At 28.3% G+C, this 12,576-nt stretch carries 10 protein-coding genes, 1 pseudogene, 1 riboswitch and 1 other annotated feature; of the genes and pseudogenes, 3 read left to right on the top strand and 8 right to left on the bottom strand.

Going from position 1 to position 12,576, the window contains the following annotated elements; all coding sequences use genetic code 11:
• Nucleotides 1–132: 132 nt before the first annotated feature.
• Nucleotides 133–2,106: pseudogene (gene metG, locus J2Z53_RS09085) on the bottom strand (methionine--tRNA ligase); the annotation flags it as partial.
• A 73-nt stretch (nucleotides 2,107–2,179) separates the two neighbouring features.
• Nucleotides 2,180–2,425: a binding site (T-box leader), on the bottom strand.
• A 121-nt stretch (nucleotides 2,426–2,546) separates the two neighbouring features.
• On the opposite strand from metG, the gene J2Z53_RS09080 reads away from it, so the two are divergent.
• Nucleotides 2,547–3,038 carry an FUSC family protein gene (locus J2Z53_RS09080; RefSeq protein WP_209797177.1) on the top strand — a complete coding sequence of 164 codons (492 nt, stop codon included), beginning with the start codon at nucleotides 2,547–2,549 and terminating at the stop codon, nucleotides 3,036–3,038.
• A 131-nt stretch (nucleotides 3,039–3,169) separates the two neighbouring features.
• On the opposite strand, the gene J2Z53_RS09075 is transcribed toward J2Z53_RS09080, so the two are convergent.
• The 5 genes from J2Z53_RS09075 to J2Z53_RS09055 all read right to left on the bottom strand — a co-directional run bounded on the left by J2Z53_RS09075 (nucleotide 3,170) and on the right by J2Z53_RS09055 (nucleotide 9,576).
• Entirely contained in the window at nucleotides 3,170–4,945 is a 1,776-nt protein-coding gene (locus tag J2Z53_RS09075) for an aminopeptidase P family protein (protein ID WP_209797176.1), read from the bottom strand.
• Between the two features lie 107 nt (nucleotides 4,946–5,052).
• A complete protein-coding gene (locus tag J2Z53_RS09070; protein ID WP_209797175.1) occupies nucleotides 5,053–5,550 on the bottom strand; it encodes an Hsp20 family protein in 498 nt (165 codons plus the stop codon).
• Between the two features lie 227 nt (nucleotides 5,551–5,777).
• The gene (locus J2Z53_RS09065) at nucleotides 5,778–7,490 is read right to left on the bottom strand and encodes a Na+/H+ antiporter NhaC family protein (protein WP_209797174.1); all 1,713 of its coding nucleotides are present in this window, start codon (nucleotides 7,488–7,490) and stop codon (nucleotides 5,778–5,780) included.
• 117 nt (nucleotides 7,491–7,607) lie between these two features.
• Nucleotides 7,608–7,783, bottom strand: a riboswitch (Lysine riboswitch).
• Between the two features lie 83 nt (nucleotides 7,784–7,866).
• Nucleotides 7,867–9,117, bottom strand: a complete 1,251-nt coding sequence (locus J2Z53_RS09060) for an aminopeptidase P family protein (RefSeq protein ID WP_209797173.1) — start codon at nucleotides 9,115–9,117, stop codon at nucleotides 7,867–7,869.
• Nucleotides 9,118–9,135: 18 nt separating this feature from the next.
• On the bottom strand, nucleotides 9,136–9,576 hold the full coding sequence (locus J2Z53_RS09055) for an ACT domain-containing protein (RefSeq protein ID WP_209797172.1): 441 nt from the start codon (nucleotides 9,574–9,576) through the stop codon (nucleotides 9,136–9,138).
• A 239-nt stretch (nucleotides 9,577–9,815) separates the two neighbouring features.
• Here J2Z53_RS09055 and J2Z53_RS09050 point away from each other — a divergent pair, with 239 nt between their 5' ends.
• Nucleotides 9,816–10,970 carry a dicarboxylate/amino acid:cation symporter gene (locus J2Z53_RS09050; RefSeq protein WP_209797171.1) on the top strand — a complete coding sequence of 385 codons (1,155 nt, stop codon included), beginning with the start codon at nucleotides 9,816–9,818 and terminating at the stop codon, nucleotides 10,968–10,970.
• Between the two features lie 183 nt (nucleotides 10,971–11,153).
• Here J2Z53_RS09050 and J2Z53_RS09045 read toward each other — a convergent pair whose 3' ends face one another.
• Both J2Z53_RS09045 and J2Z53_RS09040 read right to left on the bottom strand, forming a co-directional pair.
• Nucleotides 11,154–11,678: a spore maturation protein gene (locus J2Z53_RS09045; RefSeq protein ID WP_209797170.1), complete on the bottom strand. Its 525-nt coding sequence runs from the start codon at nucleotides 11,676–11,678 to the stop codon at nucleotides 11,154–11,156.
• Between the two features lie 11 nt (nucleotides 11,679–11,689).
• Nucleotides 11,690–12,265, bottom strand: a complete 576-nt coding sequence (locus J2Z53_RS09040) for a nucleoside recognition domain-containing protein (RefSeq protein ID WP_209797169.1) — start codon at nucleotides 12,263–12,265, stop codon at nucleotides 11,690–11,692.
• A gap of 122 nt (nucleotides 12,266–12,387) precedes the next feature.
• Between J2Z53_RS09040 and J2Z53_RS09035 the strand changes: the two genes are divergently transcribed.
• Nucleotides 12,388–12,573, top strand: coding sequence for a hypothetical protein (locus tag J2Z53_RS09035; protein ID WP_209797168.1), 186 nt, complete (start codon nucleotides 12,388–12,390; stop codon nucleotides 12,571–12,573).
• The last annotated feature ends 3 nt before the right edge of the window (nucleotides 12,574–12,576 follow it).

The raw sequence follows: 12,576 nt of genomic DNA, 5'->3' as shown, positions 1-12,576 counted from the left end.
CTTTTATATAACCTTTTACTATTTAAAAACCTTAATATATTATATTTAATTTTAATAATACTTTTTATACCTATATATAAGAAGGAAGTCAACTTAATTTTTAAGCTGACTTCCTTAAATGTTATACAATATTTATCTTACTATACTTCCAGTTGGTAATTCTCCTGGACTTACTAAATTTAATACACTGTCATCATCATTTGATGCTGCAAGTATCATTCCTTGTGATAATTCTCCTCTTAATTTAACAGGTTTAAGATTTGCAACTAATACAACATTTTTTCCTATTAAATCTTCTGGCTTAAAGTGCTTAGCAATTCCTGAAACAACCTGTCTAACTTCTCCACCTAGGTCTACTTTTAGTTTAAGTAACTTGTTTGCTTTTTTTATTGGTTCACATTCTAATACTTTAACTACTCTTAAATCTAACTTTTCAAAGTCATCTATAGTTATTTCTTCTTTTATTGGTGTCATTTCTTTAGCTTCTTCTACCTTTGCTTCTGCTTTTGCCTTTACAGCATCCATTTGAGCTTTTCTTAATTCTTCAAGTTCAGCTAATTTTTTATCTACATCTATTCTTGGGAATAAATTTTCTCCCTTTTTAACTGTTGTTCCTGGTGCTGTTCCATCAAAACCTTCTAATGAATTCCAATCTTTAGCTGTTACTGCTAATTGTTCATTTATTTTTTCAGCTGTTGTTGGTAAAAATGGTGATATAAGAACTGATATAAATCTTAAACTTTCTGCTAAGTTATAAAGAACTGTTCCAAGTCTACCTTTTTTATCTTCATCTTTAGCTAATATCCATGGTGTTGTTTCATCAATATATTTATTAGCTCTTCCAACTAATTCAAATATATGTTCTAAAGCTTCTGGAATCTTAAGTCCATTTATTGCATCTTCAACCTTCTTTGGAGTAGCTAATGCAAGATTTATTAAATCATCATCAACTTCTTCCTTTTCTAAAGGTGCTGGAATTGTTCCATCAAAATACTTTTCAACCATTGCAACTGTTCTTGAAAGTAAGTTTCCAAGGTCATTACAAAGATCTGAATTTATCTTCTTTATAAATATTTCATTATTAAATAATCCATCTGCTCCAAATGGTATTTCTCTTAATAAGTAATATCTAACTGCATCAACTCCAAAATTTTCAACAAGTGCAACTGGGTCTACTACATTACCCTTTGATTTACTCATCTTTCCGCCATCAACAAGTAACCATCCATGTCCAAATACTTTCTTTGGTAATGGTAAATCAAGTGCCATTAACATTATTGGCCAATATATTGTATGGAATCTCAAAATATCTTTACCTATTAAATGAATATCTGCAGGCCAATATTTATCAAATAATTCTGTATTGTTGCTTCCATATCCTAAAGCAGTTATATAGTTTGATAACGCATCTATCCAAACATACACTACATGCTTTTCATCAAAAGTTACAGGAACTCCCCAATTAAAGCTAGTTCTTGAAACACAAAGATCTTGAAGACCTGGCTTTAAGAAGTTATTTAACATTTCATTCTTTCTTGATTCTGGTTGAATAAAATCTGGATGTTCCTCTATATATTTTATTAATCTATCAGCATACTTGCTCATCTTGAAGAAATATGCTTCTTCCTTTGAAGTTTCAACTGGTCTTCCACAGTCTGGGCATTTTCCGTCTACTAATTGACTTTCAGTCCAGAAAGATTCACATGGAGTACAATATAAACCCTCATATGAGCTTTTATATATATCTCCTTGATCATATAATTTTTTAAATATCTTTTGTACTGCTTCAATATGATAATCTTCAGTTGTTCTTATAAACTTATCATATTTTATGTCCATCATGTTCCAAAGGTCCTTTATTCCAGCAACAATTTCGTTAACATGCTCTATTGGAGTTATTCCCTTTTCTTCAGCAATTCTTTGAATTTTTTGACCATGTTCATCTGTTCCTGTTAAAAACATTACATCATATCCAGTTAATCTTTTAAATCTTGCTATTGCATCTGCTGCAACTGTTGTATAGGTATTACCTATATGAAGTTTTGTTGATGGATAATATATTGGTGTAGTTATATAATATGGCTTTTTACACATATTAAAATCCTCCTTATACTTAAAATACTAATATATAGTTTATTATTTTAAATCTATTAAAAAAGCCTCTATGCAACACATATTGCATAGAGGCGTTGTATATACGCGTACCACTCTATTTCTTTCTTACCTCACAATAAGAAACTCACTAGGTGACTATCATCACCATGCAATATAACGGTTGCTCCCGTATCTTCCTAACCTTAAATTTATAAGCTCAAAAGATATGCTCAAAGGCCATCTTCATAAAAGTCTATAACACTAACTCTCAGCAAATTGTTAGCTCTCTTTAGAAATATACTTTTACTACTCTTCTTATCATAGCATTTACATTTTAAGTATATAATATTCTATATATTAATATATGTCAATTATTTTAGGGTATATTAAATTAACACAATATTATTTCCTATGGTATAATATTAAAATATCAAAATAGGAGGAAATTAAATATGAAACTAAATATACATAGAGTAGGTTTACGTAACATAAAAACCGCCTTAGCAGTTACTGTATGTATGGTTATTTTTAATTTTATTGGAAGAGAAAATGCATTTTATGCCTGCATAGCAGCAGTTATTTGTATGAAAGATACTGTTTCAAGTTCCTTTGCAATGGGTAAAAATAGACTTATAGGAACAATTCTTGGTGGTGTATTTGGAATAGTTATAATATTTATTATGATTAAAATTCCTTTGTTATATGATTATAACTCCTTTGTTACAGGTCTTGGTATTGTTGCAGTTATATATACATGCAATCTTTTTAATAAGCCTGGTTCTGTAACAATAGCATGTATAGTTCTTATAGGTATAATGATAAATTATAGCGGCCCTCAATCTTATGCTTATGCAGTTGGAAGAAGTATTGATACTGCAATAGGTATTATTGTAGCTATATTAATTAATAAATATTTTAATCCCCCAAAAGAAAAGACAGCTTAAATAAAAATAATATAGAAAATTAATCTATTTTTGTAAAATTTTTTATAATAAAAAATTTTCTAATATAATTAAAAACCACCAAAAAGAAGCTCCATAGGGAGCTTCTTTTTGGTCTTTAAGCAAAAATATTTTTATATTTCTCTAGTTTCATTTCTTAAAAATTCTTTTTCTTCATTACTTAAATAAGGTGATAATGTATCAAATACATTTTTATGATAATCATTAAGCCATTTCTTTTCTTCTTTGCTTAATAAATCTGAGTCTATTCCATTTAAATCAATAGGACATAATGATATAACTTCAAATTTATAGAACTGTCCAAATTCTTCTGATGTAATATCATTTACAACAAGCATTACATTTTCTGTTCTTATACCATGCTTTCCTTCTTTATAAACTCCTGGTTCATTAGTTACAATCATTCCAGGTTCTAGAGCAATCTTATTTGGTACTGGACTTATACTTTGAGGTCCTTCATGTACATTTAAGAAAAAGCCTATTCCATGTCCTGTTCCACATTTATAGTCTATTCCATTATCCCATAGTGGCCCTCTAGCTCTTATATCAACATTTGATCCTGTTGTTCCCTTTAAAAATCTTGTTGTCATTAAATTTATGTGAGACTTTAAAACTAATGTAAAATCTCTCTTTTCTTCATCTGTAAGATCTCCTAAAACAAAGGTTCTTGTTATATCTGTAGTTCCATCTAAATATTGTCCACCTGAATCTACTAATAAGAAACCTTTTTTGTCTAGTTTATAATCAGTTTCTTTAGTTGGAAAGTAATGCATCATTGCACCATGTTCCTTATGAGCTGCAATTGTATCAAAGCTTATTCCTCTAAACAATTCCCCTAAAGCCCTAAATTCCTCTAATTTATTTGAAGCTGAAATCTCACTTATTTCTACTTTACCTAAATTCTCCTTAAGCCACTTCATAAATCTAACCATTGCAACACCATCTCTTACTTGGCATCTTTTTAGGTTTTCGATTTCATCCTTATTTTTTATAGCCTTTAAAGATGTTGTTATATTTAAATGCTCAATTATATTTTCTTTATTCTTTATATTTTCATATATTGAAGCACTAATCTTATTAGGATCAATTAAAATTGTTCCCTTTAACACTTTAATTCCATCTATTAATTCATTATAACCCTTTACAGTTATTCCATTTCTATTTAAGTCTTTTTCCATTTCATTAGATATTTTATTTTTATCTACATATAAAAATGCTTCTGTTTCTTTAATTAATGCATAACTTATAACAACAGGATTACAATGTATATCATTTCCTCTAATATTATAAAGCCATGCTATATCATCTAAGGAAGCTATTATATAATTTTCAGCTCCCAATTCTTTCATCTTTTCTCTTACTTCGTTTATTTTTTCTCCTGCACTCTTACCACAATATTTAATATTATGAATAAAAGCTTCTCCATTAGGTAATTCTGGTCTATCAATCCATACTTCATCTAATAAATCTTCATCTATCTTTATATTAATTTTCTTTTTATTTTCTATATTTTTAAAATTTTTATAACTATTTATAGAGAAAGTTTTACCATCAAAAGCTAATGTTTCACCAGCTTTCATATTATCCATAAGCCACTCTTCTAAAGTAGGCCATCCAGGTATTCTCATTTTAAATAATTCTATTCCAGAGCCTTTAAGTTGATCTTCTGCTTGAATAAAGTATCTGCCATCAGTCCAAAGAATCCCCTTATCTAATCCTATTAATAATGTGCCTGCTGATCCTGTAAATCCTGACATATAAGCTCTACCTCTATAATGGTCACAAACATACTCACTTTGATGAGCATCTCCACTAGATATAATATAATAATCTATTTTTTTCTCTCTCATTAAGTTTCTCAATGATTTTATCCTATCTGCTACCTTCATAAGATCTCGCCCCTTTTTCTATTGTTTATTATATTTTCCCACAACAAGTGTCTTATATCAAGTTATAAGACATAATAAAATCATAGAATACATTTATATATAAATAATTATTCTTCTTTAAAATCTACTACATCTATAATATTACAATTATCATCAAAAGATTCTATATTCAATTTAGGAAGTTCTAATCTTAACCTATGATTTTTAAATGAAGCATTCATCTTAGATATATCTCCGTTTGGTACAAAAAATTCCTTACTAAACCCATCCCCATACTGCATAACTACCATAGACATATTATATCCATTTGAATAAACTTGCTTTCTATTAACATTTAAATATATATAATCATCTTTATAATCAATTCTTATATCTTTTCTTTCTATTCCTGGAAATACCCCTTCAATTAAATACTTATCTTTTTCATTTTTTATATTAACCTTTATTAAATTTTCACCTAAATTAATATTTTGAAATGTATCTTCACTAAAAAAACTATTAAATAAATTATCTATAAGGTTTGTATCATTTATAATGGTTGAAAATGTTTGAGCAAATATGTTAGAAAACATATCACTATTTTTCATAACATTTCTATTTCTCATAACTTCTCCTGAACTTATTTCTATCTCTTTATTAAGATATTATTTTAATTTGTTTAATGATACATTTATTTAAAATAGACTAAATCTATTATATAAATATTTTTCTTAAAATTTACTACAACAAAAAAAGCAAAACCATAAACTTATGAAATTTATATAAATCCATAAAAGTTTACTATTTTGCTTTTTAATAAAATTTATTTAGTTAATATAATTAATTACTTTTTTTACTCTACATTATCTACTGGTTTTCCAATAAATCTTACAGCTATTGCAATTATAATTATTGCTACTGGAAGTACAATATATATTGGTATATTTAATCCTACTGGAATATATCCAAATATAATTGTTATTCCTCCAACAAATAATGCATACCACATTTGAGTCCTTACGTGTTCTATATGATCACAACCAGACCCCATTGATGAAAGAATTGTTGTATCTGATATTGGTGAACAGTGATCTCCAAATATTGCTCCTGTAAGTACTGCACTTGTACTTACTATAATATATCCCATATCTGGTGATATTGAATGAGCTAAAGGTATTGCAAGTGGCATAAGTATTCCCATTGTTCCATAGGCAGTTCCTGTTGCAAAGGATATTACTGCACCTAATACAAATATTATACTTGGAAGTAAAAACTGTGGTATTGAGCCAGATAATAATGTTACTAAATATTTTGCTGTACCTAAATCCTTTATTACTGAACTTAATGACCAAGCAAGTAAAAGTATTACTCCTGTAATTATAAGTCCCTTCATTCCATCAATCCAAGCATCTACTGCCTCTGACACCGTAAATATCTTTTTAAGAACTCCCATTGCTATTGCAACTATTGAAGCAAATACTGCTGATTGGAAAAGAGCAGTTGATGCATCTGCTGCACTAAAGGATTGCTGCACTGCATTAAATGAAAATGGTGCTTCAGTTAATATTTTTTGAAGGGCTACATCTTTTCCAGCCATTATTGCTGAATATCCACTATAATAAAAACTTATAAGTGCCGAAATTATAAGTGTACCTATTGGAATAATTGCATTCCATATACTTAATTTTACCCCCTCTTTTACTTCCATTTCTTCATTTACACTAATACTTTCAAGTTCTGATTTTTTATCCTTTATTCCTTTTCTCGCTCTAATTTCTGCCTTCCTCATAGGACCAAAATCTCTAAGCATAATTGTTGTTATAACAACAAAGGCAAGTATTAATATATTATAAAACCTATAAGGAATAGTTTCTAAAAATACTCCAAAGGCATCTACTTTAACTCCTATTTGAGTAAATGAATCATTTATAAGTCCAACTTCAAGTCCAATCCATGTTGAAATAATTGCAAGTCCTGCAATTGGTGCTGCTGTTGCATCAATTATAAAAGCAAGTCTTTCCCTTGAAACCTTTAATTTGTCTGCAACAGGTTTCATTATAGGTCCAACAATTAATGAATTTGCATAGTCATCAAAGAATACTAAAATTCCTAAAAACCAAGTTACAAGTTGGGCACTTCTTGGAGTTTTTGCTCTCTTAGCTAATGCTTCTGCTATAGCCTTTGCCCCTCCCATTTTTGCAACTAAATTTATAACTCCACCTATTGCTAAAACTTGAAGTATAATACCAGCATTCCATGGATCTGCTAAAGAACTTAATACTCTTTGAATAAAGTCTAAGAATGCTTGTATTAATGATATAAATGCGTTATGATCTAAAATTTGAAGCATAAAACATCCTGCTAATGTTCCAATAAATAAAGAAATAACAACATTTTTAGTTATAAATGCTAATATAATTGCAACTAAAGGTGGAATGATTGTCCATATTCCAAACTTGTCTGCATTTAAAGTTCCCGGATCTACCTCTGCTGCAAAAACAACTGTTGACATACTCATCATTAAGATAAACGTTAAAAAAAATACCAAATAATTTCTTTTTTTCATGATTGAATCCCCCTTAAATAATTTTGTGAATATTTAGAGGCCCATCATTTACTTTAATGTAAAAAAAAGAACCTTGAGATAACACTCAAGGTTCTATGCTATATGTGCAAAAATCCGTTGAATGATAGCTCACCACAAATATCTTTTGTGACAGTCTTATGCATATTTTACATAAGCCCAGGATTGTAATCTTAAAGCATTGATTACATCCTTCGGCAATATTTCCTTTCCTATTACTTCATTGTGCTTACCTCAATAATAGTACTTTTAAATATTGCGCCTCTACCTCTTCTAATTATTCACTTGTTAATTAATGTAATTATACATTAAAATTATATCGCTATCAATATAATTTTAATGTTTTGTATATAATTTATTAACATTTCGCCATAAAATCTTCTATTTCTTTAACACTTTTAATCATTTCTTTAGTAAGAACTTCATTACCATTTTCTGTTATTAATACATCATCTTCAATTCTTACTCCAATTCCTTCTTCTCCTATATAAATTCCTGGTTCTACTGTATATACCATTCCTGGTTCTAATATAGTATCTCTTCCTACATTTTCAATGTCATGAGTATCTAATCCTAAACTATGACCTATACTATGCCAATAATATTTAGATACTTCTTCTAAATTATCTATTAATCCAAGATTTACACACTCTTCTGCAATCCACTCTCTTGATTGTTTGTTAATTTCTAAGAATTTAACTCCAGGTTTTAATGCATCTATTACTTTTTCATTTACTCTAAGTACAGCTTCATAAACTTCCTTTTGTCTTTGAGTAAACTTACCATTTACAGGGAATGTTCTTGAAATGTCCCCATTATAATAGTTAACTTGTGCACCTAAATCAAAAAGAATTAAATCTCCATCTTTAGCTTCTGCATCATTATCAACATAATGAAGTATTGTTGCATTTTTTCCTGCTGCTGCAATAGTTTTAAATGCATAATCCTTTACTCCATTTTTCTTACATTCAAATTCAAAATATGCTTCATATTCATATTCTTTCATTCCAGCTTTAGAGTTTTTCATAAGTGATTCTACACCTTTAATTGTTATATCTATAGCCTTTTGCATTTCATTTATTTCCTCAGGACTCTTTACAAGTCTTAAAGGAGCAAATAATTGAAATACATTCTTTATTGTAACTTGAGGATATTTATTTCTAAGTTTTTTACAAAATGAACTACTTACAGAAGGAAGGCTTTCAAATGCATCTCTTTCTAAATCTAAATAAATATTCATTTCTACCTTTTCATTTAATATCTTATTTAAGAATGGCTTTAAATCTCCTAAGTATTGAACATCTTCTATTTTACTTACTTCAAAAACTTCTTCTTTTCTTATTGTCTTTCCATACCATTTTTCCATTTCAAGATCAATTTCTTTTATAAACATTTTTTCTATTACTTTTCCATCAAATTTTCCCATAACAAATATATGATCTTCCTCATCTATACCTGTTACATAATAAAAATTTCTGTTTGGTGTAAATTGATATTGTTCATCTGCTGTTTTCTTTGGTGCTTTTCCAGCAAAAAGAATAAGCAAAGAGTTATCTTCTAACTTCTCAGCTAATCTTTCTCTGTTTAACTTAAATACATCGTTTTTCATACTAATCCCTCCAAAATTTTATTCAACAGTTAAAACTCTAACCTTTATAACATCTTCTATTTCACTTATTTTATATAAGAAGTTTTTAACATCCCCCTTAATTTTAGAAACATCTAATGTTATAGTTACGTTAGCTGTCATATTTATTGGTATATCTTGATTTATTGTTAATATATTTAATTGTCTTGTTGCTATAAAATCTAATACTTTTGATAAAACTCCAGATTTATGAGCTAATAAAAGTACAATAGTTATCTTCTTACTATTAACTCCCTCTGCCATAAAAAAAACAGAATCTTTATATTTGTAATAAGTGCTCCTACTTATTCCAACTTTTTTTACTCCTTCTGATATATCTTTTACTTTTCCTGTGTTTAATAGTTCTTTAACCTCTATAACTTTATAAAACACTGTAGGTAATACCGATTCATTAACTATATAAAATTTTTCTTCAGTCATATTAAAACCTCTCCCACAAATTAAAAACAAATCCCACAATTTGTTTTTCGTTAAAATTTAATTTTCCCTTATTATTTTTATTTGCAAGCATATTATCTATTAATCTGCATATAATTATTGTTATTCTTCTTTTTATACTTATTTCCTCTTTATAATTATATTTTACAATAAATAATTGACTTTTATGTCACATTCTTATAATATCATATAAAATACACTTGTCCACAGGAGGAATACATATGAAAAAATTAGGTTTAATTCCTAAATTAATAATCGCAATTATATTAGGAGTAATAATTGGAAACTTTATGCCAGAAGGATTTATTAGAATCCTTGCAACATTTAATTCAATATTTGGTAACTTCCTTGGATTTGTAATACCACTTATAATATTAGGTTTTGTAATTTGCGGTATTGCTGATCTTGGAGGTTCTGCTGGTAAGATGCTTGGTCTTACAACATTACTATCTTATGGATCAACACTTATTGCAGGTTTTTTTGCTTATTTTGTATCATCAAAAATATTTCCTATGTTTATTACAAAAGCAATATCATTTAGTGCAGATAATCCTGAAAAAAAATTATTATCTCCACTATTTATTGTTGAGATGCCACCTTTAATGCCAGTAATGACAGCTTTAATTTTAGCTTTCTTATTAGGCCTTGGTATATCTGCAATAAAAGGACGTACTCTTTATAATATAGCTTTTGAATTTCAAGAAATAGTTCAAAAGGTTATAAAAGTTATTATAATACCTTTAATTCCACTACATATTTTAGGTATATTTGCAAATATGACTTATACAGGAGAAGTTCAAAGTATATTTTCTGTATTTTGGAAAGTTTTCTTAATAATATTATTACTTCATTTCTGTATAATCTTATTACAATTTACTTTAGCAGCATCTGCTAGCAAGAAAAACTTATTTGTTCTTCTTAAAAATCAAGTAGCTGGATATTTAACAGCACTTGGAACTCAATCTTCCGCTGCAACTATTCCAGTAAATCTTAATGTTGCAGAAAAAAATGGAGTTTCAAAAGGAGTTCGTGAATTTGTAGTCCCATTATGTGCAACAATTCATTTATCAGGTAGTACAATAACTCTTACTTGTTGTTCTATTGCAGTTATGCTACTAAATGGAATGTCTTTTACATTCCCTCAATTTGCTGGCTTTATTGCAATGCTTGGTGTAACTATGATTGCAGCTCCTGGAGTTCCTGGTGGAGCAGTTATGGCTGCCCTTGGAGTTTTACAAGCAAATCTTGGTTTTAGTGAAGCTCAACTTGCTTTAATGATAGCTTTATATATAACTCAAGATAGCTTTGGAACTGCTTGTAATGTATCTGGTGATAATGCAATTGCTTTAATTGTTGATAGATTTAAATTCAAATAAATATACTAAAAACATGCAATTATAATAATTTGCATGTTTTTTTATATTACTTTAAGTATAATTATACTACTTATATAAAATTTTCCCAAACAGTATTCTTTATCTAAAATCTATAAAATATATATTTCCTCAAAAACTTAAAAATTCTAATGTATTTCAATTGAAACATTAAATTGAATAATATTATATTAACATCCAGTTGACTACAATAATTGCAACTATTATAGCTGTTATATCTGCAATTATAGCTGCCCATAAAGTATGTCTTATCTTTTTTATTTTTGCTGCTCCAAAATAAACTGTTATAGTATAAAATATTGTTTCTGTTGTTCCCATAATAACTGATGCTAAAAGCCCTATAAATGTATCTGCTCCATATGTTTTAATTATTTCAGTAAACATTCCAACAGCACCACTTCCTGATATAGGCTTTATTAAAACTAATGGAACTATCTCCTCCGGCAGTCCTATTGCTCCTGAAAATGGTGCAACTAATTTGTTTACTAAATCTAAAAGATTTGCATTTTTAAATATTTGTACTGCTACTAGCATAGCTAATAGACACGGAAATATTCTAAAACAAACTCCTAATCCATCCTTTACCCCTTCTATAAACCACTCATATACTTTTCTACCCTTTATCATTCCATAAATTAATATTACAACTACAATAACAGGAATAATACTTTTTGTAATATAACTAAACATATTTATTCCTCCTAAAAATACCTTTGTAATATTTTACAACAAACTATTCCAACAACTGCTGCAACACCAGTTGAAATTATCGCAGGAATTATTATTACCCCTGGGTTTACAGAACCAGCTGCTGCTCTTATTGAAATAACAGTTGTAGGAACTAATTGTATGCAAGCTGCATTCATAACAAGAAATAAAGCCATATCATTAGAAGCTACACTACTTCCATTATTTAACCTATCCATTTCTTCCATTGCCTTTATTCCAAAAGGAGTTGCTGCATTTGAAAGTCCCATCATATTCGCAGTTAAATTCATTACTATAGCCCCAAGTGCCTTCTCATCCTTCGCTGCACTTTTAAAAAGTTTTTTTAGAAATGGTCTTAGTAATTTTGCAATATGAGATGTAAGTCCACTTTTTTCAGCGATTTTCATAACGCCACACCAAAAACATAATATACCTGTAAGTTCAATAATAAAATTAACTGTTCCATAACTACCACTTACTATAGCTTCTGTTATTTTATCTGCATTTCCAGTAAACAATGCAAATACTATTCCAAAAAATATTATTAAAAACCAAATATAATTAATCATCTTATCCTCCATAAAATAAGTACTGTTAACATTTAAATATATGCCTTGCACTAGCGTTTTAGTAGTGATAGGATAATTAATATATACATTAATAAACTCAATATATTAAAGGAGAAGCTTACATGAAAGAAGAAAATCTTAAATTAGCCCAACAAGACATTGAAGACGCATTAAAAACTGTAGAAGATTTAGAACAAAGTATTGATAATGATGACTTATCAAAAGATGATATAAAACAAAGATTTATATCTTTAAGTGATAAACTTCAAAAATTAGAAGATATCTTAAAAAATGAAGGTATATTATAAAAT

The sequence above is a fragment of the Clostridium moniliforme genome (assembly GCF_017873235.1).
Lineage (GTDB): Bacteria > Bacillota > Clostridia > Clostridiales > Clostridiaceae > Clostridium > Clostridium moniliforme.
Note: the sequence above shows the minus strand (reverse complement) of the source record. Positions and strands in the feature narration are given on the sequence as shown.